Source organism: Cellulomonas endophytica (genome assembly GCF_004123805.1).
Taxonomy (GTDB): domain Bacteria; phylum Actinomycetota; class Actinomycetes; order Actinomycetales; family Cellulomonadaceae; genus Cellulomonas; species Cellulomonas endophytica.
In genome coordinates, this window is sequence record NZ_RWJX01000006.1 from 37,224 (window position 1) to 62,491 (window position 25,268).

Annotated in this window: 17 protein-coding genes, 2 tRNA genes and 1 pseudogene; 14 read left to right on the forward strand and 6 right to left on the reverse strand. The window is 75.3% G+C overall.

The annotated features are described in order from the left end of the window. Window positions 1-205: 205 nt before the first annotated feature. Both EJA20_RS03185 and EJA20_RS03190 read right to left on the reverse strand, forming a co-directional pair. Entirely contained in the window at window positions 206-748 is a 543-nt protein-coding gene (locus tag EJA20_RS03185) for a hypothetical protein (protein ID WP_129336729.1), read from the reverse strand. After that, complete coding sequence (locus EJA20_RS03190) at window positions 745-1,077, reverse strand: helix-turn-helix transcriptional regulator (RefSeq protein ID WP_240674954.1); 333 nt, start codon at window positions 1,075-1,077, stop codon at window positions 745-747. The genes EJA20_RS03185 and EJA20_RS03190 overlap by 4 nt, the downstream gene beginning before the upstream one ends. 1,809 nt (window positions 1,078-2,886) lie before the next feature. On the opposite strand from EJA20_RS03190, the pseudogene EJA20_RS19890 reads away from it, so the two are divergent. Together EJA20_RS19890 and EJA20_RS03205 are read left to right on the forward strand one after the other, a co-directional pair. Further along, window positions 2,887-3,030 (forward strand): annotated as a pseudogene (locus tag EJA20_RS19890) (type II toxin-antitoxin system PemK/MazF family toxin); the annotation flags it as partial. 315 nt (window positions 3,031-3,345) lie between these two features. After that, on the forward strand, window positions 3,346-3,843 hold the full coding sequence (locus tag EJA20_RS03205) for a helix-turn-helix domain-containing protein (RefSeq protein ID WP_129336730.1): 498 nt from the start codon (window positions 3,346-3,348) through the stop codon (window positions 3,841-3,843). Here the strand turns inward: EJA20_RS03205 and EJA20_RS03210 are convergent. Together EJA20_RS03210 and EJA20_RS03215 are read right to left on the reverse strand one after the other, a co-directional pair. Then, entirely contained in the window at window positions 3,805-4,944 is a 1,140-nt protein-coding gene (locus EJA20_RS03210) for a tyrosine-type recombinase/integrase (protein ID WP_129336731.1), read from the reverse strand. The two genes, EJA20_RS03205 and EJA20_RS03210, sit on opposite strands and share 39 nt — an antisense overlap. A gap of 167 nt (window positions 4,945-5,111) precedes the next feature. Then, window positions 5,112-5,185: transfer RNA gene (locus tag EJA20_RS03215), tRNA-Gly, on the reverse strand. 137 nt (window positions 5,186-5,322) lie between these two features. Here EJA20_RS03215 and EJA20_RS03220 point away from each other — a divergent pair. From EJA20_RS03220 to EJA20_RS03255, 8 genes are all read left to right on the forward strand, one after another. Then, complete coding sequence (locus EJA20_RS03220) at window positions 5,323-6,267, forward strand: Ppx/GppA phosphatase family protein (protein WP_129336776.1); 945 nt, start codon at window positions 5,323-5,325, stop codon at window positions 6,265-6,267. Between the two features lie 102 nt (window positions 6,268-6,369). Then, window positions 6,370-6,443, forward strand: a tRNA-Pro gene (locus EJA20_RS03225). A gap of 192 nt (window positions 6,444-6,635) precedes the next feature. Continuing rightward, a complete protein-coding gene (locus tag EJA20_RS03230) occupies window positions 6,636-7,850 on the forward strand; it encodes a baeRF2 domain-containing protein (RefSeq protein WP_129336732.1) in 1,215 nt (404 codons plus the stop codon). Between the two features lie 241 nt (window positions 7,851-8,091). Next, window positions 8,092-9,537: a trigger factor gene (tig, locus tag EJA20_RS03235; protein ID WP_129336733.1), complete on the forward strand. Its 1,446-nt coding sequence runs from the start codon at window positions 8,092-8,094 to the stop codon at window positions 9,535-9,537. A gap of 273 nt (window positions 9,538-9,810) precedes the next feature. After that, entirely contained in the window at window positions 9,811-10,461 is a 651-nt protein-coding gene (locus EJA20_RS03240; RefSeq protein WP_129336777.1) for an ATP-dependent Clp protease proteolytic subunit, read from the forward strand. A gap of 52 nt (window positions 10,462-10,513) precedes the next feature. Then, window positions 10,514-11,215, forward strand: a complete 702-nt coding sequence (locus EJA20_RS03245) for an ATP-dependent Clp protease proteolytic subunit (protein WP_129336734.1) — start codon at window positions 10,514-10,516, stop codon at window positions 11,213-11,215. A 230-nt stretch (window positions 11,216-11,445) separates the two neighbouring features. Then, entirely contained in the window at window positions 11,446-12,732 is a 1,287-nt protein-coding gene (gene clpX, locus EJA20_RS03250; RefSeq protein WP_129336735.1) for an ATP-dependent Clp protease ATP-binding subunit ClpX, read from the forward strand. A gap of 5 nt (window positions 12,733-12,737) precedes the next feature. After that, window positions 12,738-13,124 (forward strand): chorismate mutase, encoded by a 387-nt coding sequence (locus EJA20_RS03255; RefSeq protein WP_129336736.1) that lies wholly within the window; start codon window positions 12,738-12,740, stop codon window positions 13,122-13,124. 133 nt (window positions 13,125-13,257) lie between these two features. Here the strand turns inward: EJA20_RS03255 and EJA20_RS03260 are convergent, their stop codons facing one another. Together EJA20_RS03260 and valS are read right to left on the reverse strand one after the other, a co-directional pair. After that, window positions 13,258-15,099, reverse strand: a complete 1,842-nt coding sequence (locus EJA20_RS03260; protein ID WP_129336737.1) for an AMP-dependent synthetase/ligase — start codon at window positions 15,097-15,099, stop codon at window positions 13,258-13,260. Window positions 15,100-15,140: 41 nt separating this feature from the next. Next, window positions 15,141-17,834, reverse strand: a complete 2,694-nt coding sequence (gene valS / locus EJA20_RS03265; RefSeq protein ID WP_129336738.1) for a valine--tRNA ligase — start codon at window positions 17,832-17,834, stop codon at window positions 15,141-15,143. A 229-nt stretch (window positions 17,835-18,063) separates the two neighbouring features. Between valS and EJA20_RS03270 the strand changes: the two genes are divergently transcribed. The 4 genes from EJA20_RS03270 to EJA20_RS03285 all read left to right on the forward strand — a co-directional run bounded on the left by EJA20_RS03270 (window position 18,064) and on the right by EJA20_RS03285 (window position 25,248). Next, window positions 18,064-18,768: an SDR family NAD(P)-dependent oxidoreductase gene (locus tag EJA20_RS03270; RefSeq protein ID WP_205687341.1), complete on the forward strand. Its 705-nt coding sequence runs from the start codon at window positions 18,064-18,066 to the stop codon at window positions 18,766-18,768. A gap of 174 nt (window positions 18,769-18,942) precedes the next feature. After that, window positions 18,943-22,869 (forward strand): Pls/PosA family non-ribosomal peptide synthetase, encoded by a 3,927-nt coding sequence (locus EJA20_RS03275; protein WP_129336739.1) that lies wholly within the window; start codon window positions 18,943-18,945, stop codon window positions 22,867-22,869. Between the two features lie 5 nt (window positions 22,870-22,874). After that, entirely contained in the window at window positions 22,875-24,230 is a 1,356-nt protein-coding gene (locus tag EJA20_RS03280; RefSeq protein ID WP_240674955.1) for a M1 family metallopeptidase, read from the forward strand. Window positions 24,231-24,312: 82 nt separating this feature from the next. Next, on the forward strand, window positions 24,313-25,248 hold the full coding sequence (locus EJA20_RS03285; RefSeq protein ID WP_129336741.1) for an aldo/keto reductase: 936 nt from the start codon (window positions 24,313-24,315) through the stop codon (window positions 25,246-25,248). Window positions 25,249-25,268: the final 20 nt, after the last annotated feature.

The following is a 25,268-nucleotide window of genomic DNA, read 5'->3' on the forward strand; positions in this document are numbered from 1 at the left end:
GCGATACCCCGGTGTCAGCCGACTCGCGCGACCGCAGCCCGTCAGAAGACCGACCGCCTCGCGGCAGATCCGGACGTCCGACCAGCGGCAGATTTCGGCGAGCGCAACTGCCCCCGGAGCGGCATGACCGTGAAGTTGTCCGGGGTCTGAGCGGACCAAGCGTCGCGTTCCGCGGCCTGTCGAGACTTGTCGTCTGTGAGGACGGCTACTCGTTGAAGCCGTCGCCCTCGGGGACCGGTTCACGCCAGGTCCAGGCCAGGGCAGCGGCGGGCAGCATGGTGGCGGTGAGGAACGAGGCGACGAGCAACGTCGTCCAGCCCCCGGTCTCGACGAGCTGCACGCCCGCCTTGTCAACCAGGAGGTTGTCGAGGACCGCCAGGACTGCCAGCACACCCAGCAACGACAGGGTGAGGTTGAAGCCGCGGCGGTAAGCATGGTCGCGGTCGCTGATCTCGCGTTCGTCGAGCAGGTTCTCCGGTGCGTCGTCCAACATCCGCGTCGCGCGGCGCAGCACGGCCAAGGCGTAGCTGGCCGGGGCGATGGCAAACACGACCAACGCCGGGTCGAAGTCGCCGACGGTAGCGGCCAGGACACCAAAGGCGAAGGTGGCCGCGGGGAGCAGGGCGAGCGCGCGGCGGGCGGTGTGGGTGGCCAGCCACGCCGGCAGCGGCTGCTGGCGTTGTTCCTGGAGTCGGGCATGGGTAGCGGCGCGTCGGTGCGCACGGTATTCGGTCCCGATGGGGTTCATGTGCTGGCTCCTGCCTGGGCGGGCACTGCCGTGGGTGCCTCAGCGGGCGCCTTGGGGGATATGGGGGCGGGGTAGAGCTGCGTTGACATGGGTGGGAAGGGGGTGAGGGAGAAGAGCGCCTCCACGGGGAGGCCGAAGTGGCCGGCCAGGCGCAGGGCGAGTTCGACGGAGGGGCCGTAGTCGCCGCGTTCGAGGAAGCCGATGGTCTGGACGTTGACGTCGACCGCTTCGGCGAGCTGGCGGCGGGTGATGCCGCGTTCGGCGCGCAGCACCGCGAGGCGGTTGTGCAGGTGCTTCGCGCCTGCCGACTCTTTCGCCTTGTCCACCACCCTCACATGTTGCGTCCCCGCAACACAAAGCGCAAGGGAGGCAATGGAGATGGCACATGGGGTGGTGCTCGATGACCTCGCGGACATCGGCATGACCGTGCGTTGGTGAGCGCGGCCCGGAGAGGGTGACAGGGGCCGCCGCGGTCAGCCGTGAGCCCGTGTTGAGTCGGCCCGTGGCGATGACGGCGGGCCGTCATCGGGGGCGCTCGTCGTCTGTCACTGGCTCTGCAGACCCACTCACGCGGCCACGCCGAGCCGTGGTGCCAGAAGAGTCAACTCCTCTTGGCAACGGTCGTTGTCGCCCGTCGCGAGCCGGCGGTGGGAGCTCGGCGGCAGCACGGCACCCTCAGGCGGCGCGCCCCTCGCGGCGCTCTGGCGGGCATCGCGGCGGGGAGGGGCCGCGCCCGTCAGAGCGGGCGTGTCCCCGGTGACGAGCCCGTGAGTGGCGCCAGTCCGTCCCCGGCGCCCGCGTGGGGAGCACGAGGCGCGACGGTCGCAGTGCTGGCGCTTTTTGTTCCTCGCTCGATTTGACGCGTGAGCCGCGCGTACGGCGTGGGCGCTGGGGCGTCCCATCGCCAGGGCGGCGTCGACGAGGCGAAGGGCTGTATTTCACAGGTGGCGCCGCTAGAGAAACACTGCAGAAGCCACGCGTATTGGTGCGCCATGTCGACGCCCGCCTCTGCCGCCAGTCTGCTGGCCGCAATCCGTGCGCGAGCTGCCGGGGTTGGCCGGGGCATAGGCAGCCACGGCTCACCTGGAGATGCCGGCCACGGTGTCTGGGCGTCCGGGACTCCCGCGGTCCCCGGTGTGGCGCCGCGCCAGCAGCCGGTGGTGTCGTCGGCTCCGCGGCTGCTTGAGCCTGTGCTCGGGGAGCGCGTCTTCCGCGCCTGCGGGGCCTCACCTGTTGAGGTGGAGGGGAGGCGCCTATGGGCAGACGGCGCGACCAGGTTCGGCGGGAGCGCGCTCGCCAGGCGGCAGCGGCCCGAGCGGTCTCGGTTGCGATAGGGGCGGCGGCTGACGGTCGGCGCCGCCTCCTCGGGCTCTCGTCGCATGCGACTCCCTGGCCCGTCTCCTTCGATGACCTAGGAGACCCTGACGATGCCGGCGCCGGAGGAGGGCTCGAGCGCGGCATCGAGACAGGGGAGACCGCGGGCGACGATGGAGAACTCGCCACGGTGCTGACGCGATGCCGGGCCATTCGTCAGCTGCATCAGGAGTGCGAAGCCCAGCTGGCCAGCGCGGTCTGGTCGGCCCACGAGCGCGGGCAGAGCTGGGCGGAGCTGGGACGGATGCTCGGCGTCAGCCGACAGGCCGCGCGTCAGCGATACGGCAGGTGAGCGTCATCCTGCGACGCCGATGCCTCGGAACAGGAGTCCGAGCCGGCCCGGTCAGAATCCCCGCGACGTCGCAGCGGTGATCGGGGCTGCCGCGGCGACGTGCGTCCTGCCCCGCCACAACAACCGGTCCGCCCGGTCACGCCCCGGAACGGGACACGGGCGGCGTTGCCGCGTCTGGTTGTACCCGGTCATGCTCGAGCCGTGAAGGTCGCCATCTCTGTCCCGGACGGCACCTTTGAACGGGTCGTGCGGCGCGCCGCCGATCTCGGCATGAATCGGTCCGAATTCTTCGCCCGCGCCGCGGAGCGGTAGCTGGACGGGCTCGACCGCGCCTCGCTCACGCAGCAGATCGATACGCGCTGGCGACCGTTCCTCCGGGCGAGGACGGGACGACGTCGGCTGCGGTCGCCGCCGGGCGTCGGGTGCTCGCGCAGGACGACGACTGGTGATCGAGCGGGGCGCGATCCACTGGGTGGATCTCGGCGCTCCCGTCGGATCCTGGCCAGGGAAGCGCCGGCCGGTCGTCGTCGTGTCCGGGCAGCGCTCCAACGACAGCCGCATCGCCACGGTGATCGCCGTCGTCATCACGACCAACGTCGCCCTCGCGGCGATGCCTGGCACCGTGTCCCTGCCGGCCGCGGCCACGGGCCTTCCCTGTGACTCCGTCGTCGATGTCACCGGCCGTGGTCACCCTCGACAAGACCGACCTCGAGGAGCGCGTCGGGATGCTGCCTCTGGCGCTGCAGCTCGACGTGGACCGGGGCCTGAGCGTGGCGCTCGGGCCGTAGGACTCCAAGCCCGGCCTGCTCGGACCTCGCCTGCGAGCGCGACGGCAACTCGGTCGTCTCGCTGTTCCCTCGCCGCGCACCGACAGCCCCAAGCTGAACTGCATGCGTCATCGGCTCGTCATCGGCGAGGCGATGACGAGCCGATGACGATCTCGGGGCAGATCGTGATGACGGGCGTCGGCATCGCGTCTTGGCGTAGCAGAGGTGCTCATGGCTCCTGGATGTCCTGCTCGACGACGCACGGGTTGGCTGGAGGAGCGATGACGGCGCGCGACGACCGCACAGCCCGGCACGGCGGGGAGGCGGCAGTCGGTGTGCTGCTCGACGCCCGTGCCGCCGCGGGCGTGCTCGGCATCAGCGTCACCATGCTGCGCACGGCCACCGCGGCTGGCGAGATCGCGCACGTCCGGCTGCGCGGACGAGGTGACGGCGCGCGGGACGCCGTGCGGTGGCTGCGGACGGACCTCGACGCGTGGGTCGAGGAGCACCGCGTGCCCGCGCAGCCCTTCACCCCGCCGGCGCCGAGACGGCGGGCCGGTCGCCGGGCGGCGACGCCGGCGCGGCCCGCCGTGCCTCGACCGAGGCACGGCGGCCCCCTGCTGTCAGCTCGGGCGGTGCTGCGGGAGGTCGGCTCGGCCTGAGCGCGGCGATCGGTCGGGGAGCGGCAGGACTCGGGCGCCGTCGACGGAGCCAGCGGCGATGCGGTCCGCGATGGCCTCGTCGCGCTCGTCGGCGGCGCGCTGGTAGAGCATCGCGGCGCGCGGCGTGGACTGGCCCATGCGGCGCATGATCTCCTTCGTCGACGCGCCGGTCTGCGCCGCCAGGGTGCCGCCGAGGTCGCGGAAGGCGTGGAAGGTGACGCCCTCGAGCCCGATCTGGGCCGCGGCACGCTTCACGAGGGCGTCGATCCAGTTGTTGGGCGGGGGAGTGCCGTTGCGGGTTGGGAAGACGAGGTCCTCCGGCCCAGGCCCGGCGAAGGCGGCCAGGTGCGCCTCCAGCGCCGGCCGCATCGTCTTCGGCAGGTGGATGACGCGCTCCGACGCCGGCCGCTTCGTGTCGCGGAAGCTCCCGCGGTACCACTGACGCTCGACCGACACCGTCATCCGCAGCACGTCGACGTCCCGCCGGCGCAGCGCGACGAGCTCGCCGTAGCGAGCGGTCGACATGACCGCCAGGTGCACGAGGAACTGCCACCGGTCGGGCAGGAGGGCGGCGATCTGCCGCGCCTGCTCCAGGTCCGGCATCGCGCGCACCTTGTGCCGCGTGACGCTGCCGCCCTTGATGCGGCACGGGTTGACGACGATCGCGCCGTCGTCGACCGCGACGTTGAGCACCTGGCGCAGCAGCGCGTAGGAGCGGGCGCGGGCCGTCGGCGCAGCCTTGGCCTCCATCTGGGCGTACCAGGAGCGCACCAGCGCGGGGTGGATCTGCCCGAGCTCGAGCAGCCCGAACGTGGGCAGCAGGTGGTTGTCGAGGTAGCCGGCGTACAGGCTCTTCGTCGTCGGCGCGATCTGCGCCGTCGACAGCCACGTCGTGGCGTAGACGTCGAAGCGCTGGTGCGCTGCCGCAGGGTCGCTCCAGGAGCCGCGCTCCCGCTCCGCGGCGAGGTCGTCGAGCCACTCCCGGGCGGCCTCCGCGGAGGTGAAACGCGTCGTCTCGTGCACGCGGCGGCCGTCGGTCCCCGGGTAGTAGGCCTGCCACCACCCGCGCTGCTGCCGCACGCCGCCGAACGGTCTGGGCACCGACCGCTCACCCCCGCCGTTTGATAGCCAGTCGGTGGCGGGGCTGGGTACTGAGTGGGTACTGAAGCCCGCCAGATCCGAGCGTAGCGAGAACTCTTGGAACTGAACCGGGTCCGTCGCCGGGCCTCCGAGAGCCGCTCCGTCGCGGCTCTGACCTGCGGTGATGCTGGAGCGGACGACGGGAATCGAACCCGCGTAGCCAGTTTGGAAGACTGGGGCTCTACCATTGAGCTACGTCCGCGCAGGTCAGGACGCTGATCGGTGGCCGCTCGCCGGGGCGGGCCGCCGCCGGGGGACCCGACCGCGCCGCCCAGGGTACCGGTCGTGGGGCGGCGCTCGTCGCCCCGCCCGCTCGGGGCCGCTACCGTCCCGGGCGTGATGACGACGCAGCGCCTCGCGGTCCTGGACCTGGGGTCCAACACGGTCCACATGCAGGTGGTCGACGCGCGGCACGGCGCGCGGCCGTCCCCGGTGGGGTCGCAGCGCTCCGTCGTGCGCCTCATGCGCTACCTGCAGCCCGACGGCTCCATCAGCGACGAGGGGGTCGCGCTCATCCTCGCGGGCGTCGACGCCGGCCTCGCCTTCGCCCGCTCACAGGGGTACGACGAGCTGCTCGCCATGGCGACGTCCGCCTTGCGTGACGCCAGGAACGGGGGAGCGGTGCTGGCGGAGATCGGGCAGCGGCTCGGCGTGCCCGTCGGCGTGCTGTCCGGCCCCGACGAGGCGCGCCTGACGTTCCTCGCCGCCCGGCGCTGGGTGGGGTGGGCCGCGGGGCGGCTGCTGCTGCTCGACATCGGCGGCGGGTCGCTGGAGATCGCGTCGGGGGTCGACGAGGAGCCGGACGTCGCGCTGTCCGTGCCGCTCGGCGCGGGCCGGACGACCGCGATGTTCCTGCTCGACGACCCCGCCGGTCCCGGGCAGGTCAAGGGGCTGCGGGAGCACGTGCGCCGCACCCTGGCCCCGGCCGTCGCCGAGCTGCGGGGCGTGCCGGCGCCGGACCACGTGGTGGCGACGTCGAAGACGTTCCGGTCGCTGGCGCGGCTCTCGGGGATGCAGGTGGCCGTCGTCGGGCCCGACGAGCGTTGGCGGATGCGGCGCTCGCAGCTGGCCGACTGGGTGCCGCGGCTGGCACGCATGACGCCGGAGGGGCGCAAGGAGCTGCCGGGCATCACGGCCGAGCGCACGTTCCAGATCGTCGGGGGAGCGGTCGTCGCCGAGGAGGCGATGCGCGCGCTCGGCGTCGACGAGGTCGAGATCTGCCCCTGGGCGCTGCGCGAGGGCGCGATCCTGCGGCGCCTCGACGCCCTCGCCGCCGGTCGCTGACCGGTCGCCGACCGGCGGCTGACCGGCAGCCGGCCGGCGGCCGGTGGCGGCTGGACACGGGCCCCGGCCCCGGCGCGCGCCGCCACTAGACTCCGGCGGGCACGGGATGTGGCGCAGGTTGGTAGCGCGTCCGCTTTGGGAGCGGAAGGTCGTGGGTTCGAATCCCGCCATCCCGACGAGGGTGCGCCGCCGCATGCCACCGTCCGCCGTGGGTCCCGCGCGGAGCAGCGCAGCGCGCCGGCGGCACCTCCGCGGGGTGGTCGCGCTCCGACACCCGATCGGGTGGCGACACCCCGGGTCGGGGGCCACAGTGGGACGGACGTCGGCGTCCGCGCAGGACGCCCCGCCCACCAGTCGGAGGTGCCCACATGAAGCTGGACTGGCTCAAGCCGCTCGTCCGTCGTCCCGGACCGTTCGTCACCGTGCACATCGACGCCACGCGCGCCGACACGCGGGCCGACCGGGAGATGCGCGACCGGTGGCAGGGCCTGCGCCGGGACCTCCTGGAGCAGGGCTGCGACGAGACGGTCCTGGCGAACCTGGACGACCGCGTCGCCGAGGCCACGGGTGTCGGCGGCCGGCACGGGCGGATCCTCGTCGCGACGACGGAGGGCGTGCTGCTGGACCGCGTCCTCCCGGTCCCGCCCGCCCGCGACGAGGCCGTGTGCGCCTCGGAGCCGGCCCTGCTCGGCGCCGCCCGCGCCGGGGAGGAGGAGGTGCCGCACCTCCTCGTCGAGGTCGACCGCTCCGGCGCCAACCTCACGTGGTCGTACGGGACCGGCGTGCCCGGCCAGGACGTGGAGACGACGGTCGAGGGCGGGCACGACGAGCTGCGCAAGGTGCCCACCGGGGGCTGGTCGCAGCGGCGGTTCCAGTCCCGGGCGGAGGACTCCTGGGAGCGCAACGCCGCGGCCGTCGCCGCGGAGATCGACCGCATCGCCGGGGAGAAGCACCCCGAGGCGGTCCTGGTCACCGGGGACGTCCGCGCGGTCGCCCTCGTGCGCGAGGCGGTCAACCCCACGCACAAGGAGCTGCTCGTCGAGCTGTCCGGGGGGTCCCGCGCGGAGGGCGTCAAGACGGACGTGTTCGAGTCGCGCGTGAAGGAGGCGCTCGACGTCGTGCGCGCCCGTCGTCGCGAGGCCGTGCTGGACGTGTTCCGCCAGGAGCGCGGCCGCGCCGGCGCCGCGGTGACGGGGCTGGCGGACGTCGTCGACGCCCTGCGCCGCGCCCAGGTGCGCGAGCTCGTCCTCGACGAGGCCACCACGCTGCCCGGCTCGCCGCTGGCGGACCGGCGGCTGCACGTGGGCCCCGACCCCCTGCAGCTGGGCCTGTCCGCCGACGACCTGGCGTCCCTGGGCGTCCAGGACGGGGAGGGCGACGAGCTGCGCGCGGACATCGCGCTCGTCGACGCGGCGGTCGGCTCCGACGCGGGCATCACGTTCGCGGAGACGGGTTCCGTCGAGCTCGTCGACGGCGTCGGCGCGATCCTGCGCTACGAGGACGCCAGCACCCCCGACGAGTCGCTGCTGACGATGGGCGGCGACACGCACCGGCAGGGCCGCCACCGCGCGGTCGCCCGCTGACCCGACGGACGCCCGGTGCCGCCCACGCGCGGCGCCGGGCGTCCGCGCGTCGGGCGCGAGGCGCCGCCGGCGGTGCCGGCACCGCGCCGGGCGGGTCGTCCGGCCACGGGCCGGTGCGTCCGGCGGCGCGCTCCTGACGTACCATCGAGGGTCGCACGCGTGCCGTGCCGTCGCGGTGCGCCCCCGGTGCCCGCGTGCACCACGCCCGCCCGCCTGACCCGACTGCTGGGAGAGCACAAGAGTGAAGAGCGCCGTCGAGACCCTGGACCCCACCAAGGTCAAGCTGACCGTCGAGGTCACGTACGAGGAGCTCGGCCCGAGCATCACGCACGCGTACGAGCACATCGCGCAGCAGGTGACGGTCCCCGGCTTCCGCAAGGGCAAGGTCCCGCCGCGCATCATCGACCAGCGCGTCGGCCGCCCCGCGGTCATCGAGCACGCGGTCAACGAGGGCCTCGGCGGCTTCTACGCGCAGGCCGTCCGCGACAACCAGCTGCGCCCCCTGGGCCAGCCCGACGTCCAGGTGACGAAGGTCCCCGGCCTCGTGAAGGGCGAGGAGGAGGGCCAGCTCGAGTTCACGGCCGAGGTCGAGGTCCGCCCGACCGTCGAGCTCCCCGACCTCGACGCCCTCACCCTCACCGTCGACGGGCTGGACGTCTCGGACGAGGACGTGCAGACCCGCCTCGACGCGCTGCGCGAGCGCTTCGGCACGCTCGTCGGCGTCGACCGCCCCGCGCAGGAGACGGACTACGTCGTCCTCGACCTCGTCGCCACCATCGGCGAGGAGGAGGTCGACCAGGTCTCCGGCATCAGCTACCAGATCGGCTCGGGCAACATGCTCCAGGGCCTCGACGAGGCGCTGACCGGCCTCTCCGCCGGCGAGACCACGACCTTCGTCTCCACCCTGGTCGGCGGCGAGCGCGCCGGCGAGGAGGCCTCCGTCACCGTCACGGCGCAGCAGGTCAAGGAGCGCCAGCTCCCCGAGGCCGACGACGAGTTCGCGCAGCTGGCGAGCGAGTTCGACACCCTCGACGAGCTCGTCGCGGACCTGCGGGAGCAGGCCGGCAAGGGCAAGGCGTCCGGCCAGGCCGTGCAGGCGCGGGACCTGCTGCTCGAGAAGATCGTCGGCGACGCCGAGGTGCCCGTCCCCGCGGGCGTCGTCGAGGCCGAGGTCGTCCGGCACCTGGAGTCCGAGGGCCGCCTCGAGGACGACGAGCACCGCGCGGAGGTGCAGGAGCAGGCCACGACCGCCCTGCGCAACCAGATCGTGCTCGACACCCTCGCGGAGCACCTCGGCGTCAAGGTGAGCCAGAACGAGCTCGTGGAGTACCTCGTCGCGGCCTCGCGCCAGTACGGCATGGACCCGAACACCTTCATCAAGACGATCGACGAGAACGGCCAGGTGCCCGCCATGGTCGCCGAGGTCGCGCGCTCGAAGGCGCTCGCCGTCGCCCTGCGCCGCGTGCAGGTGACGGACGCCTCCGGCGCCCCCGTCGACCTGTCGGAGTTCATCGGCTCCGACGAGGAGGACGCCGCGGTCGAGGCCGAGGAGGCCGCGGACGCCGGCACGACGGCGGACGACCTCGCGGAGGAGACGGCGACGGAGGTCGCCGTCGCCGAGGAGGACGCGCTCGAGGGTGGCGACGAGGCCGGGGCCGGCCAGGCCCAGCCCGTCGCGAAGGGCTGACGCCGTCGCCACGACCGCAGGACGCAGCACCGGAGGGGCCCCGCGCACGGCGCGGGGCCTCTCCGCGCGTCCGGCCGCCGTCCTCCGTCCGGGCCGCCGGCACGGGCCCGGGGGGTATGCGCCGACAGCGAAAAGGGGCGCCGGGGGAGCGGGCGCGTCGGTGGTGCGGGCTAGGGTCGCTCCAGGCCGATCGAGGGGTGCGCGAGCAGCCCCCGGACCCGGCCCCACAGCGGCGACACGAGGGAGCACGGCGTGAACGAGCGAGGCATGGACATGGCCGCGATCGGCCGGGGCGCGACGGCGGACGCCATCGGCGTGCCGGCGGTGGCGCGGTCCGACGGCGCGAGCATGGGCCTCAACGACAGCATCTTCAACCGGCTGCTGCGGGAGCGGATCGTCTGGCTGGGCTCGGAGGTGCGCGACGAGAACGCGAACGCCATCTGCGCCCAGATGATGCTCCTGGCGGCGGAGGACCCGAACAAGGACATCTGGCTGTACATCAACTCGCCGGGTGGCTCCATCACGGCGGGCATGGCGATCTACGACACCATGCAGTACATCCAGCCGGACGTGGCGACGATCGCGATGGGGATGGCGGCCTCGATGGGGCAGTTCCTGCTCTCCTCGGGCAAGAAGGGCAAGCGCTACGCCCTCCCGCACGCCCGCGTGATGATGCACCAGCCGTCGGGCGGCATCGGCGGCACGGCGACCGACGTGCGCATCAACGCCCAGCTGATCCTCCACATGAAGAACGTGCTCGCCGAGCTCACCGCGCAGCAGACGGGCAAGAGCACGGAGCAGGTGAACCGGGACGCCGACCGCGACCGCTGGTTCACGGCGGACGAGGCGCTGGAGTACGGCTTCATCGACCACGTCGTCACGAGCTCCGGCTCGGTCACCGGGGGCGGCGGCACGGGCTCCTGAGCCCGGCCCGCACCGTCCCCGCCCCGACACCCGCACCCCTGAGAGGACACCCGTGAGCGACGAGTACGCGTTCGGCACCCGTGCCGCCCGCCTGGCCGGCCCCGGCGGACTGGCCCCCACGAGCCCCGCGGGCCGGTACGTGCTGCCCCAGTTCGAGGAGCGCACGCCCTACGGCTTCAAGCGGCAGGACCCGTACACCAAGCTGTTCGAGGACCGGATCATCTTCCTGGGCGTCCAGGTCGACGACGCGTCCGCGGACGACGTGATGGCCCAGCTCCTCGTGCTCGAGAGCATCGAGCCCGAGCGCGACATCACGCTGTACATCAACTCGCCCGGCGGCTCCTTCACGGCGCTGACGGCGATCTACGACACGATGCAGTACATCCGCTCGCCCATCGCGACGGTCTGCCTCGGGCAGGCCGCCTCGGCGGCGGCGGTGCTGCTCGCCTCGGGCACGCCGACGAAGCGCCTGGCGCTCCCGAACGCCCGCGTGCTCATCCACCAGCCGGCCATGCAGGGCGGCGGGTACGCGCAGGCCTCGGACATCGAGATCCAGGCCAACGAGCTCATCCGCATGCGCGAGTGGCTCGAGGAGACGATCGCGCACCACACGGGGCGCGACCTGGAGCAGGTCAAGCTCGACATCGAGCGCGACAAGATCCTCACGGCCCAGCAGGCCAAGGAGTACGGCATCGTCGACCAGGTGCTCGAGAGCCGCAAGGGCGTCCGGCCGACGGTCGTCCACCCGGCCTGACACCCGGTCGCACCGAGCAGGACCGCTCGACCCCGGCCCCGGCCACCGGCGCGCACCCCGCGCGCCGGTCGCCGGGGCCGACACGCCGGAGGCGGTGGACGGTCGGCTGACAGGCCCGCCGCGGTGGTGTGGAATGGTGTGCGAGCGGCGCGGCCGCCGGCACCGCCCACCGGGCGGGAGGTGGCACGCACGGCCCGCAGCGCGCGGGGCGCAGAGGAGGGGAGAGGCACATGGCTCGGATGGGGGACGGTGCTGACCTGCTCAAGTGCTCCTTCTGCGGCAAGTCGCAGAAGCAGGTGAAGAAGCTCATCGCCGGTCCTGGCGTGTACATCTGCGACGAGTGCATCGAGCTGTGCAACGAGATCATCGAGGAGGAGCTGGCGGAGGCCACGGAGGTCGGCCTCGTCGAGCTGCCCAAGCCCCGCGAGATCTTCGACTTCCTCGAGGGCTACATCATCGGCCAGGAGCCCGCCAAGCGGGCGCTGGCCGTCGCCGTCTACAACCACTACAAGCGCGTGCAGGCGGGGGAGACCCCGCGCTCGCCCGGCTCCGGCGACGACCGCATCGAGATCGCCAAGAGCAACATCCTGCTCGTCGGCCCCACGGGCACGGGCAAGACCTACCTCGCGCAGACGCTGGCGAAGATGCTCAACGTCCCCTTCGCGATCGCCGACGCTACCGCGCTGACGGAGGCCGGCTACGTCGGCGAGGACGTCGAGAACATCCTCCTCAAGCTCATCCAGGCCGCCGACTACGACGTCAAGAAGGCCGAGCAGGGGATCATCTACATCGACGAGATCGACAAGATCGCCCGCAAGAGCGAGAACCCGTCGATCACGCGCGACGTCTCCGGCGAGGGCGTGCAGCAGGCGCTGCTGAAGATCATCGAGGGCACCACGGCCTCCGTGCCGCCCCAGGGCGGGCGCAAGCACCCCCACCAGGAGTTCATCCAGATCGACACGACGAACGTGCTGTTCATCGTGGCCGGGGCCTTCGCCGGTCTCGACGACATCATCGCCGCCCGCGCCCGCAAGCGCGTCGTGGGCTTCGGCGCCCCGCTGCTCGAGTCCCGCGAGGACGACGACCTCTTCGGCGAGGTCCGTCCCGAGGACCTGCAGAAGTACGGGCTAATCCCCGAGTTCATCGGCCGCCTGCCCGTGGTAGCGTCGGTGTCGAAGCTCGACCAGCACGCGCTCGTGCGGATCCTCACGGAGCCGAAGAACGCCCTGGTCAAGCAGTACCAGCGGATGTTCGAGATCGACGGGGTCGAGCTCGAGTTCACGGACGACGCGGTGGAGGCCATCGCCGACCAGGCGCTCCTGCGCGGCACCGGTGCGCGCGGCCTGCGGGCCATCATGGAGGAGGTCCTCCAGCGCGTGATGTTCGAGGTGCCGAGCCGCGACGACGTGGCCCGCGTGGTCGTCAACCGCGAGGTCGTCCTCGAGAACGTCTACCCGACGCTCGTGCCCCGGGACACGCCCCGCCAGAAGCGCTCCCCGCGCGAGAAGTCGGCCTGAGGCCGGTGGCAGGGCAGGACGGCGAGGCCCCGGCGGCCGCGCCGGCACCGGCGAGCGCCGCGCACCCCCCGACCGCCCTCGCCGACGCGGGGACGCCGCCGGAGCTCGCGCGGCTGCGGCACAGCATCGACAACATCGACGCCGCCCTCGTGCACCTGCTCGCGGAGCGCTTCAAGGCCACGCAGCAGGTCGGCCTGCTGAAGGCGGAGCGCGGCCTGCCCCCGGCGGACCCCGCGCGCGAGGCGCGGCAGGTCGCGCGGCTGCGCGCCCTGGCCGTGGACGCCGACCTCGACCCCGTGTTCGCGGAGAAGTTCCTCGCGTTCATCGTCGAGGAGGTCATCCGGCACCACGAGGCGCTGGCCCAGGACGCATCGGCCGGGCCGAGCGCCTGACCGCTCACCGGGCCGCGCCGGGCGCACCCCGAGCGCGATCCCCCCTCGACGAGATGACGGTCCGGGTCGGTCCGGGCGGCCCGGAGCGGTCGGGAGCGGCATCTCGTGGGGAGGGGGTCGGGGCGGCTCCCGGTCAGTCGGGGCGGTCGGCGGCCGGGCGCTCGTCGACGTAGAGGGCCTCGACGTCGCCGGCGAAGTCCTTGAGCACGGCGGCGCGGCGGACCTTGAGCGACGGGGTCAGGTACCCGTTGGCCTCGGTGAAGTCACCGGGCAGGACGCGGAGCTTGCGGATGGACTCCGCGCGGGAGACGGCCTCGTTCGCGCGCTCGGCGGCGGCGTCCAGGGACGCGAGGACGCGCGGGTCGGTGCGGGCGGCCTCGACGTCCATCGCCGGCAGCCCCTTGGACGCGAGCCACCCGGGCAGCATCTCGGCGTCGAGCGTGACGAGCGCGCCGATGAAGGGCCGCCCGTCGCCCACGACGACGACCTGGCTGACGATGGGGTACCCGCGCAGGCGGTCCTCGAGCACGGCGGGGGCGACGTTCTTGCCGCCCGCCGTCACGATGATCTCCTTCTTGCGGCCCGTGATGCGCAGGTAGCCGTCGTCGTCGAGCGTCCCGAGGTCGCCCGTGCGGAACCAGCCGTCGACGAGGGCCTCGGCCGTCGCCTCGGGCTGGTGGCGGTAGCCACGGAAGACGTGCGGGCCGCGGACGAGGATCTCGCCCGCGTCGTCGATCCGCAGCGCGGTGGCGGGGAAGGCCGGGCCGACGGTGCCGATCTTCGTCAGCGCCGGGCGGTTCACCGCGGTGGGCGCGGTCGTCTCCGTCAGGCCGTAGCCCTCGAGGACCTTCAGGCCCACGCCCCGGTAGAAGTGGCCGAGCCGTTCGCCCAGGGGTGCGCCGCCGGAGACGGCCCACTCGCACCGGCCGCCGAGGGTCGCCCGCAGCTTCGACAGCACGAGCCGGTCGGCCAGCGCGTGCTGCGCCCGCAGCCGCGCGGAGGGCCGGCCGCCGTCCTCCTGCGCGCGCGAGTACGCGGTGGCGACGTTCGCGGCCCAGCGGAAGACCTTGAGCTTCCCGCCGGCGCCGGCCTTCTGCTCAGCCGAGTTGTAGACCTTCTCGAAGACCCGCGGGACGGCCAGGAGGAACGTGGGGCGGAACGAGCCCAGGTCCGCCACCAGGTGCTTCGCGTCCGGCGCGTGGCCGAGCACGGCGCGCGAGGGCACGCACAGCACCTCGATGAAACGCGCGAAGACGTGCGCCAGCGGCATGAAGAGCAGGGTGCGGGCACCGGGCGTCGAGACGACCTCCCCGAGGCCGGCGGCGCCGTTGAGCGCGAGCGCGACGAAGTTGCCGTGCGTGAGCTCGACGCCCTTGGGACGGCCCGTCGTGCCCGAGGTGTAGATGATCGTCGCGAGGTCGTCGCCGCGGGCGAGGCCGCCGCGGCGCACGACCTCGTCGTCCGTCACGCCCGCCGCGCGGCCGCGCTCCACGAGCGTGCCGACCGCGCCCTCGTCGAGCACGAGCACCTCGGTGAGCCCCGGCAGGTCGTCCCGCACCTGCGCGACGGTGGCGGCGTGGCGGGCGGTCTCGACCACCGCGAGCCGGGCGCCGGCGTCCGCGGCGATCCAGCGGACCTGCTCCGCCGACGAGCTCTCGTACACCGGCACCCCGACGGCGCCCGCGGCCCAGACCGCGAAGTCGACGAGCGTCCACTCGTAGCGGGTGCGCGACATGATCGCCACGCGGTCGCCCGGGGCGACGCCCGAGGCGACGAGCCCCTTCGCCAGCGCCCGCACCTCGGCGACGAACTCCTCGACGAGGACGGGCGTCCACGCGTCCGCGTCCGCGCCGCCGCCGCCGCGGCGCTCGGCGAAGACGCCCCGGGCGTCGTCGGCCAGGCGCTGCGCCAGGAGGCCCGGGATCGACAGGGCGGCGTCGGGGACGACGAGCGTCTCGGAGACGGCTTCACGCATCGGTGCGGGGCTCCCGGGTCGGGGGTGGGGCGGCGGCGGGGTCAGCGGGTTCCGGCGTCGGCGGGCAGGACCAGGCGGGCGTCCTGCGCCACGACGCCCTCGGCGCCCTCCGGCGCGACGGCGAGCCCGAGGGTGCCGGTGACGCGGCCGGCGGCCCGGACGTCGGAGAGGGCCGCCTCGACGCCGTCGCGCAGGGCGGCGGGCACCACGAGGACGGCGTGCTCGATCTCCGTGCGCATGGAGACCTTCGCCTCCGACTTCACCTTGCGCAGGGCCGCCAGGGCGGACCCGGCGGCGCCGACCACGGCCGGCACGGCGTCGCCGGCCCCCGTGCGCAGGCCCGCGGACGTCGGCCACGGCGCGCGGTGCACCGAGCCCTCCCGCCACCAGGACCACACCTCCTCCGTGGCGAACGGCAGCACGGGTGCGAACAGGCGCAGCAGCGCGTCGAGCGCGAGCCCGAGCGCGGCGCGCGCCGACGCCGTGCCGGCGCCGACCTCGCCCTCGGCGTCGCCCGCCCCGTAGGCGCGGTCCTTCACGAGCTCGAGGTAGTCGTCGCAGAACGTCCAGAAGAACGTCTCGGTGAGCTCGAGCGCGCGGGTGTGGTCGTACGCCTCGAGCGCGGCGGTGGCCGCGTCGACGACGTCCGCCAGCCCCGCGAGCATCGCGCGGTCGAGCGGGTCCACGACGAGGGCCGGGTCCAGCACCACGGGCTCGTCGGGCGCGCCGAACGACAGCGCGAACTTCGAGGCGTTGAGGACCTTGATGGCCAGGCGGCGACCGATCTTCATCTGCCCGACCTCGAAGGCCGCGTCCGTGCCGAGCCGCGCGGAGGCGGCCCAGTACCGCACCGCGTCGGAGCCGTGCTCCTCGAGCAGCCCCATCGGCGTCACGACGTTGCCCTTGGACTTCGACATCTTCTTGCGGTCGGGGTCGAGGATCCAGCCGCTGATCGCCGCGTCCGACCAGGGCAGCGAGCCGTGCTCCAGGTGCGAGCGCACCACGGTGGAGAACAGCCAGGTGCGGATGATGTCCTGCCCCTGGGGCCGCAGGTCCATGGGGAAGACCCGCGCGAACAGGTCGGGGTCCGTCCGCCAGCCGCCGGCGATCTGCGGCGTGAGGGAGCTCGTCGCCCACGTGTCCATGATGTCCGGGTCGCCGACGAAGCCGCCGGGCACGCCCCGCTGGTCCTCCGTGTACGCCGCGGGCACGTCGGAGGAGGGGTCGACGGGCAGCGCGTCCTCGCCGGGCAGCAGCGGGGCGTCGTGGCGCACCTCGCCGTGCTCGTCGAGCGGGTACCAGACGGGGAACGGCACGCCGAAGAACCGCTGCCGGGAGACGAGCCAGTCGCCGTTGAGGCCGCCGACCCAGTTCTCGTAGCGGACCTTCATGAAGTCGGGGTGGAAGTCCAGCTCCGTGCCGCGGGCGAGCAGCTCGGCCCGCAGCGCCTCGTCGCGGCCGCCGTTGCCGATGTACCACTGGCGGCTCGTGACGATCTCGAGGGGCTTGTCGCCCTTCTCGAAGAAGTTCGCCTTGCGCTGCGTGGCCACGGGCTCGCCGTCGAGGTCGCCCGTCTCGCGCAGCCCGGCGACGACGGCCTCGCGCGCGGAGAAGGTCGTCTTCCCGGCGACGGCGGCGTAGCGCTCCCGGCCCTCGTCCGTGGCGATCCAGTCGGGGGTGTCGCGCAGGATCCGGCCGTCGCGGCCGAGCACCGAGCGCGTCGGCAGGTCGAGCTCGCGCCACCACTGGACGTCGGTGAGGTCGCCGAACGTGCAGCACATCGCGATGCCGGCGCCCTTGTCGGGCTCCGCGGCCGGGTGCGCGAGCACGGGCACCTCCACGCCGAACAGCGGCGTCCGGACCGTGGTGCCGAACAGGTCGCGGTAGCGCTCGTCGTCGGGGTGGGCGACGAGGGCCACGCACGCGGGCAGCAGCTCCGGGCGCGTGGTCTCGATGTGGACCGCGCCCGTGCCGTCCGTGCGGTGGAACGCGACGCGGTGGAAGGCGCCGGGGTAGTCGCGGGCCTCGAGCTCGGCCTGCGCGACGGCCGTCTGGAACGTCACGTCCCACAGGCCCGGCGCCTCGGCCTGGTACGCCTCGCCGCGGGCGAGGTTGCGCAGGAACGCCTGCTGGGCGACCGCGCGGGCCTCGGCGGAGATCGTCTGGTAGGTCATGCCCCAGTCGACGGACAGCCCCAGGCGCCGCCACAGGGCCTCGAACTGGACCTCGTCCTCGGCCGTGAGGCGCTCGCAGAGCTCGACGAAGTTCCGGCGGCTGATCGGCACCTGGTCCGCGGCGCGCACGCTCTTGCCCTCCGCGCCCTGCAGGGGCGGCTCGAAGGCGGGGTCGTACGGCAGGGAGGGGTCGCAGCGCACGCCGTAGTAGTTCTGCACCCGGCGCTCGGTGGGCAGGCCGTTGTCGTCCCAGCCCATGGGGTAGAAGACCTCGGCGCCGCGCATGCGGCGGAACCGGGCGACGACGTCCGTGTGGGTGTAGCTGAAGACGTGGCCGACGTGCAGGGAGCCGGAGACGGTCGGCGGCGGGGTGTCGATGGAGAACACCTGGGCGCGCTCGGCGGTCCGGTCGAAGGCGTAGAGGCCCTCGGCCGTCCAGCGGCCGTCCCAGCGCTCCTCGATCCCGTCGAGGGAGACGCGGTCCGGCACGGACCGCCCCGGTACCGCGGTGCCGGGGGCGGCGGCCGGGGCGGACGGGGCGGAGGGGAGGTGATCGGACATGGGCGCCATCCTCCCAGATCCGGCGGGTCGTCCCGGTGCCGTCGCTCCTGCGCCGGCGTTCCCCGCCGGCGGTCCCCGGGCCGGCGGCCTGCGGGCCGGCGTTCCTGTGCCGGGGCTGCGGCGGCGCGCACCCGCGCTGGCCGGGGGCGGCGGGGACGCCCACGATGGCGGCGGGCCGTCCGGCCCGTTACGACGGGGCCGCCGGCCGGCGGCGGAGGGCGGGGTCGACGTGGCGGACCTGACGGGGCGGCGCGTGCTGGTCACCGGCGGCAGCGGGGGGCTCGGGTCGCGGGTGGCGGCGCGGCTGGCGGGGGCCGGCGCGCGGCTCGCCCTCGTCGCCCGGGACGCGGACCGCCTGGCCGCCGCGGCGCCCGAGGGGGCCACCCTGCTGCCCGCCGACCTGCGGCGGCCGGAGGAGCCCGCCCGCGTCGTGGCCGCGGCGGTGGAGGCCCTCGGCGGTCTCGACGCGGTGGTCGTGGCGCACGGGGTGGTGGCGTTCGGGGCCGTGGAGGACCTGGACGCGGCGACGCTGGCCACGCTCTTCGCGACGAACGCGCTCTCGCCCGCGCTGCTGCTGGCGGCCGCGGTGCCGCACCTCGTCGCGTCGGCGGAGGCGGGGCGCACGCCCGTGGTGCTGCACGTGTCCGCCGTCGTCGCCGAGCGTCCGACCGCCGGCATGGCCGCCTACAGCGCGAGCAAGGCGGCGCTCACAGCCCTCGACGCCGCCGCGGCCCGCGAGCTGCGCCGCCGCGGGGTGCGCGTGGTCGACGCCCGGCCCCCGCACACCGGGACGGGCCTGGCCGAGCGGCCGCTGACGGGCACCGCCCCCGCGCTGGGCGCGGGGCTGGACCCGGACGCGGTGGCCGACCGCCTCGTCCGGGCCCTCGTCGACGACGAGCGCGACCTGCCGGCCTCGGCGTTCGACGCGGGCTGACGCGCCGCTGCCCCCGGCCTCCGGTCCGGCCGTCCCGTCCCTGGACACGTCGGAACCGGCGCCCCGGGCCTGGCAGGATCGGCGCCGGTCGCGCCGCACGGCGGGCCGGGCCGTCGCGGGACGGGGCGGAGGCCAGCACCCGACGGCCCCGGGGGACGCCGGGGGGACGGACCGATGGACGAGGGCCTGCGACGCGCCCACCGCGCGCCCGACGCGCGCACGCTCGTCGACGTCCTGACGGCGACCGCCGCGGCGCACCCGCACGCGCCGGCGCTCGACGACGGCACGACCGCGCTGAGCTACGCCGAGCTCGAGCTCGTCGTGGGTGCGGCGGCCGCGGGGCTGGCCGCCGAGGGCGTGCGGCGGGGGGACCGCGTCGGCGTCCGCATCCCGTCCGGGACCGTGGAGCTCTACGCGGCCGTGCTGGCCGTCCTGCGCGCGGGCGCCGCGTACGTGCCCGTGGACGCCGACGACCCCGACGAGCGGGCGCGGACGGTCTTCGACGAGGCCGGCGTCGTGCGCGTCCTCGGCGCGGACGACCTGTCCCTCCTCGCGGCGGCGGGTGAGGGCACAGCCCTGCCCCCGCACCCGGGGCTCGACGACGACGCCTGGATCATCTTCACCTCCGGCTCCACCGGCCTGCCCAAGGGCGTCGCGGTGACCCACCGGTCCGCGGCGGCCTTCGTCGACGCCGAGGCGCGGCTGTTCCTCCAGGGCACCCCGCTCGGCCCGGGGGACCGGGTGCTCGCCGGGCTCTCGGTCGCCTTCGACGCCTCCTGCGAGGAGATGTGGCTGGCGTGGGGGCACGGCGCGTGCCTCGTGCCCGCCCCCCGGGCGCTCGTGCGCAGCGGCGTCGACCTCGGCCCCTGGCTCGTCACGCAGGGCGTCACCGTCATCTCGACCGTGCCGACGCTGGCGGGGCTCTGGCGCCCGGACGAGCTCGAGGCCGTCCGGCTGCTCGTCTTCGGCGGCGAGGCGTGCCCGCCCGAGCTCGCCGCCCGGCTCGTCGCGCCCGACCGGGAGGTCTGGAACACGTACGGGCCCACGGAGGCGACCGTCGTGGCGTGCGCCGCGCCCCTGACGGGCAGCGGCACCGTGCGCATCGGGCACGCGCTCGACGGCTGGGACCTGGAGGTGCTCGCCCCCGACGGCACGCCCGTGCCGCCCGGCGGGGTGGGCGAGCTCGTCATCGGCGGCGTCGGCCTGGCCCGCTACCTCGACGCGACGAAGGACGCCGCCGCCTACGCGCCGCTGCCGCAGCTCGGCTGGGAGCGCGCGTACCGCTCCGGCGACCTCGTCCGGGCCGACCCCGAGGGCCTCGTCTTCGTCGGGCGGGCCGACGACCAGGTCAAGGTCGGCGGCCGGCGCATCGAGCTCGGCGAGGTCGACGCGGCGCTGCTGGCCGTGCCCGGGGTCGCCGCCGCGGCCGCCGCGGTCCGCACCACGCCGGCGGGCACCGCCGTGCTCGTCGGGTACCTCGTGCCCGCCGACGGGCCGCTGGACCTCGCGGCGGCCCGCGCCGTGCTGGCCGGGCGGCTGCCGGCCGCCCTCGTCCCGCTGCTGGCCGCCGTGGAGGCGCTGCCCACGCGCGGGTCCGGCAAGGTCGACCGGGCGGCGCTGCCGTGGCCGCTGCCCGGCGCGCCGGCCACCGCGGGCGACGCCCCCGCCGCGCCGCTCGGCCCGACCGCCGCCTGGGTCGCGCCGCGCTGGACCGCCGCCCTCGGCACGCCCGTGGCCGGGCCCGACGAGGACTTCTTCCTCGCCGGCGGCGGCAGCCTCGTGGCGGCGCAGCTCGTCGCGGCGCTGCGCGAGCGGTGGCCGACCGTCACGGTCGCGGACGTCTACGAGCACCCGCGCCTGGGCGCCCTGGCCGACCGCCTCGACGAGCTCGCGCCCGCCGCCGGGACGGTGACCGGCCCGTCCGCGACGCCCGGGCCCGTGCCCGCGCACGTGCCGTGGGTGCAGGCGGCGCTCGGCCTCGTCCCCGCCGCCCTCGTCGGGGCGCGCTGGCTCACCTGGGCGCTGGCGGTCGTCGCGCTCCTCGACGCCCTGGGGCGGCACCCCGCGTGGCTGCCGGCCGTCCCCGGAGCGCTGCCCGCCGCGCTCGTCGGCTGGGTGCTCCTCGTCAGCCCGCTCGGCCGCATGGGCACCTCCGTGCTCGTCGCGCGGACCCTGCTGCGGGGGCTGCGGCCCGGCTCCTACCCCCGCGGTGGCGTCGTGCACCTGCGGCTGTGGTTCACGGAGCAGTGGGTGCGGGCCGCCGGCGCGGAGGGCCTGTCCTGCGCGCCCTGGACCGCCGCCTACGCCCGGGCGCTGGGCGCCCGCGTCGGCCGCGACGTCGACCTGCACACGGCGCCGCCGGTCACGGGCCTGCTCGTGCTCGGCGACGCGTGCGCCGTGGAGCCCGAGGTGGACCTGCGCGGCCACTGGGTCGACGGCGACGTGCTGCGCGTGGGCCGGGTGCGGGTCGACCGGCGCGCGACCGTCGGGGCGCGCACGACGCTGGCCCCGGGCACGCGCGTGGGGGAGGGCGCCGAGGTCGGGGCCGGCTCCGCGGTGCTCGGGCACGTGCCGCCTGGAGAGCGCTGGGTCGGCTCGCCGGCCCGGCTCGACGGCCCCGCCCGCGAGCACTGGCCCCGCACCTCCGCCCCGCGCGCCCGGGCGTGGGTGCTGGGCTACGGCGTCGGCGCCTCGGTCCTGGCCGCGGTGCCGCTCGGCGCGGCGGCGGCGGGGCTCGTCGTCCTCCTGGCGCTGGGCGGCCTGCTCGATCCCGCGGTGACGGACCCCGCGGACGCCCTGCGGCGGGCCCTGCTCGCGGCCCCCGCGGCGGCGGCGACGGCCTTCGTGCTGCACGCCCTCGTCGTCCTCGCGGTCGTCCGGCCGCTCGGCCGCGCCACCACGGAGGGCTACCACCCCGTCCGCAGCCGCGCCGGGTGGGCCGTCTGGGCCACGCTCCGGCTGCTCGACGAGGCGCGCACCGCCCTCTTCCCGATCTACTCCAGCGCGCTGACCCCCGCCTGGCTGCGGGCGCTGGGCGCGGACGTCGGCCGGGACGTGGAGGCCTCGACCGCGCTGCTGCTGCCGCGCATGACGACCGTCGGCGCCGGGGCCTTCCTCGCCGACGACACGCTGCTGGCGTCCTACGAGCTCGGCCGCGGCTGGATGCGCATCGCGCCCAGCGTGGTGGGCAAGCGCGCCTTCCTCGGCAACTCCGGGATGATCGGGCCGGGCCGCAAGGTGCCCAAGCGCGGGCTGGTCGCCGTGCTGTCGACCACGCCGCGGACCGCGCGCAAGGGCCAGTCCTTCGTCGGGTCGCCGCCCGTGCGGCTGCGCCGGACCGCCGGGGACGCCGACGCGACCCGGACGTTCGCCCCGCCGGCGCGGCTGCGGGTGGCGCGGGCGCTCGTCGAGGCGTGCCGGGCCGTGCCCGTCGTGCTCTCCGCCGCGCTGGCCGTGGCCGTGCTCGGCGTGCTGGCGGCGCTGGCGGCCGGGCGGGGGATCGGCACGGCCCTGCTGCTGGCCGGGCCGGTGGTCCTCGGCGCGGCCGCCGTGGCGTGCGCGCTGGCGACCACCGCGAAGTGGCTCCTCGTCGGGCGGCACCGCGTGGCCGAGCACCCGCTGTGGAGCGCGCGGGTGTGGCTCGACGAGCTGGCCGACACCTTCGTCGAGCAGCTCGCCGTGCCCTGGCTCGGGCCGGCGGCCGCCGGGTCGCCCGCGCTCACGTGGTGGCTGCGCAGCCTGGGGGCCCGCATCGGGCGGGGCACCTGGTGCGAGACGTACTGGCTGCCCGAGGCGGACCTGGTCGAGCTCGGCGCCGGCGCGACGGTCAACCGCGGCTGCGTGCTGCAGACGCACCTCTTCCACGACCGGGTCCTCAGCACGGGGACCGTCCGCCTCGGGGCCGGTGCCGGCATGGGCCCGCACGGGGTCGTCCTGCCGGCCGCCGAGCTCGGCGCCGGGACGCTCGTCGGGCCCGCGTCCCTCGTGCTGCGCGGCGACCGCCTGCCCCCGGGGACGCGCTGGACGGGCAACCCGGTGGCGCCGGACGGCCGGGCGGCGGGGCTCCCGGTGGCGCCCGTCGCCCCCGTCGGGGCACGGTGACCGGCGTGGTGCCGGACCCCTACGTGCCCCACCGCGGCGGTGGCGGCCTGCGGGTCGAGCGCTACGACCTCGAGCTCGACTACCGCGTGCGCACGAACCGGCTCGCCGGCACCGCGCGGCTCCAGGGCGTCGCGACGCTCGACGTCGACCGCGTGACGCTCGACCTGGACCGGCTGCGGGTGGAGGACGTGCGCGTCGACGGCGCGCGCGCCCGCTGGACGCACCGGGACGGGCGCCTGGTCGTGCGACTGCCGGCGCCGGTCCGGGCGGGCACGGGGCTCGTCGTCGAGGTGCGCTACGCCGGGGCGCCGCGGCCGACCCGCGGGCCCTGGGGCGAGGTTGGCTGGGAGGAGCTGACGGACGGGGTGCTCGTGGCCGGGCAGCCCGACGGCGCCCCCTCGTGGTTCCCCTGCGTCGACCTGCCGGGGGAGAAGGCCGAGCTGCGGCTCGTCCTCACCACGGAGCCCGGCTACACGCTCGTCGGCAACGCCCCGGTCCTCGCGCGGACCTCCCGCGCGGGCTCCGTGCGCTGGGAGCTGGCGCCCTCCGCGCCGCTGGCCCCCTACCTGGCGACCGTCCAGCTCGGCCGGTACGAGCGCCACGTCCTCGCGCCCGGCCCCGACGGCGGGCCCGGGGTGGGGCAGGACGTCCGCCAGGAGGTGCACGCGCCCGCCGCGCGCCGGGCCGGGGCGCTGCGGGACCTCGCCCGGCAGCCGGTCATGATGAGGCTGTTCTCGGACCTGTTCGGGCCGTACCCCTTCGACTCCTACGCGGTGGTCGTCACGGACGACCCGCTGGAGATCCCGCTGGAGGCCCAGGGCCTGTCGGTGTTCGGCGCGCAGCACCTCGACGGGCGCGGCGGGTACGAGCGGCTCGTCGCGCACGAGCTCGCGCACCAGTGGTTCGGCAACAGCCTCACGGCGACGACGTGGCGCGACATCTGGCTGCACGAGGGCTTCGCCTGCTACGCGGAGTGGCTGTGGTGGGAGGCCTCCGGGCAGGCGTCCGCCGATCGCACGGCGCGCGAGGCGCTCACCCGGCTGCGGCGGCTGCCCCAGGACCTCGTGCTCACCGAGCCCGGCGCCGAGCGGATGTTCGACGACCGCGTCTACCAGCGGGGCGCGCTCACCGTGCACGCCCTGCGGCGGGCGGTCGGCGACGGGCCCTTCGTCGACGTGCTGCGGGCGTGGACGGCGCGGTACCGGCACGCGACGGTGCGGACCGCGGACCTGCTCGCGGTCGTGCGCGAGGTGGCGGGGCGCGACGTCTCGCCCGTGCTGCTGCCCTGGCTGCAGGAGGCGGGGCTGCCCGACCTGCCCTCGGGCAGCGGCGGCGGTCGGCTGCGCCGGCTGCGGCTCTGACGCGCCGGCCGCGCCGGCGGCCGCGCCGGCGGACCGCCCCGCCCGGGGCGCGGGGGCGCGCGGGCCGCTCTAGGGTCCGGACGTGAAGACCTTCACCCTGCCCGGCACCGACATCACCGCGCCGAACGTCGTCCTCGGCCTCATGCGGATCACGGACAAGACCGACGACGAGGTGCGCGACCTGCTCCGGGCCGCCCGCGACGCCGGCATCGACTTCCTCGACCACGCCGACGTCTACGGTTCGGAGCTCCACCACTGCGAGCGGCGCTTCGCCGAGGCGATGGCGCTCACCGCCTCGCAGCGGGACGAGCTGACGATCCAGACGAAGTGCGGCATCGTCCCCGACGGCCCGTACTTCGACTTCTCCTACGAGCACGTCGTCGCGTCCGTCGAGGGCTCGCTCGAGGCGCTGCGCACGGACCGCATCGACGTCCTGCTGCTGCACCGCCCCGACGCGCTCGTCGAGCCCGAGGAGGTCGCGCGGGCGTTCGACACGCTGCACGCCGCGGGCAAGGTGCGCGCCTTCGGCGTCTCCAACCACACCCCCCGGCAGATCGACCTGCTGCGCCGGTACGTGCAGCAGCCGATCGTCGCCAACCAGGTGCAGCTGTCGATCCCGCACGCGCCGCTCGTCGCGCAGGGCGTCGCCGGGAACATGCTCGCCGAGGACCAGTCCGTGGTGCGGGACGGTGGCGGGATGCTGGACTACTGCCGCCTCCACGACATCACCGTCCAGGCCTGGTCCCCGTTCCAGGGCGGCTTCTTCACCGGCGCCTTCCTCGGCGACCCGGCGTTCGCCGAGCTCAACGCCGTGGTCGACCGGCTCGCCGCCGCCTACGACGTGCCGCCGATCGCCATCGCCACCGCCTGGATCACGCGGCACCCGGCGCAGATGCAGGTCGTGCTCGGCACGACGACCCCCGAGCGCGTCACCGGCGCCGCCCAGGGGTCGGACCTGCCGCTCACGCGCGCGGAGTGGTACGAGCTGTTCCGCGCCGCCGGGCACATCGTCCCCTGAGCGGCCCGGCGGCGGCCGCA